The organism is Streptomyces sp. NPDC005266 (genome assembly GCF_040607655.1).
Classification (GTDB): Bacteria; Actinomycetota; Actinomycetes; order Streptomycetales; family Streptomycetaceae; genus Streptomyces.
In genome coordinates, this window is record NZ_JBEXHC010000006.1 from 29,217 (window position 1) to 30,515 (window position 1,299).

Consider the following 1,299-nt stretch of genomic DNA (forward strand, 5'->3'; position numbering starts at 1 on the left):
ACGAGAGCCACAAGGGCGACTCCGGGCGTCAGGAAGACGAGAGCCACAAGGGCGACTCCGGGCGTCAGGAAGACGAGAGCCACAAGGGCGACTCCGGGCGTCAGGAAGACGAGAGCCACAAGGGCGACTCCGGGCAGCGTAAGGACCACGGGCAGCGTAAGGACCAGGGCCACCACGGCGACAACGGGCAGCACGGCAACGGCTACCAGCAGCGCGGCATGGCGCAGCCCGAGGAGGCCGCGCAGAGTGACCAGTCGGCCCAGGACGACGGCGTGGCGAGCAAGGGCGGCGAGTCGCAGAACCGCTCCGTCCGCCCCGTCGTCATCTTCAACCACGCCTCTCAGCAGGGTGAGTCCGCTCGCCAGGAGGAGTCCTCTCACCAGGGCGAGTCCGCCAAGCAGGAGGAGTCCGCCAAGCAGGGTGAGAAGTCGTCGTACCAGGGCGAGTCCGCCAAGCAGGAGGAGTCCTCTCACCAGGGCGAGTCCGCCAAGCAGGGCGAGTCCGCCAAGCAGGGCGAGTCCGCCAAGCAGGAGGAGTCCTCTCACCAGGGCGAGTCCGCCAAGGAGGGCGAGAAGTCCTCGTACCAGGGTGAGTCCGCTCGCAAGGAAGAGAAGTCCTCGTACCAGGGTGAGTCCGCTCGCAAGGAAGAGAAGTCCTCGTACCAGCGTGAGTCCGCTCGCCACGAAGAGAAGTCCTCGTACCAGGGTGAGTCCGCTCACCAGGAAGAGTCCTCTCAGCACGGTGAGAAGTCCTCCCATCAGGGCGGCTCCTCGTACCAGAAGGAGAAGTCCTCTCACCAGGGCCAGTCCGCCCGCCAGGTCGAGTCCGCGCACCAGGAGGAGTCCGCTCACCACGGTGATGAGCAGAAGCACAACGGCCCGGTGACGCTCAGCGAGGCCATTGAGATCGCCGAGTGCGAGACCGGCGGCAAGGCCATCAGCGCCAAGCTGGAGGAGGACTGCCCCGAGGAGGACCCCCACCACAAGGACGACAAGCGTAAGGGTGACCCCCGCGAGGACAAGCAGGGCAAGGACGACCAGCACAAGGACGACAAGCGTAAGGGTGACCCCCGCGAGGACAAGGAGGGCAAGGACGACCACCGCAAGGGCGACCACCGCAAGGGCGACCCGCGCAAGGACGAGCACAAGAAGGACGAGCACAAGAAGGACGAGAAGAAGGACGAGAAGAAGAAGCTGGTGTGGGTCGTGGAGATCGAGTGCGACCACACCCTCAAGGAGGTCCGGATCGACCCCGACACCGGCTGCGTGCTGAGCACGACCCCGGTGCAGGAGGACGACC

At 66.1% G+C, this 1,299-nt stretch carries 1 pseudogene; it reads left to right on the top strand.

The annotated features are described in order from the left end of the window. A pseudogene (locus tag ABZU99_RS13645) lies at positions 1-1,299 on the top strand (hypothetical protein); the annotation flags it as partial.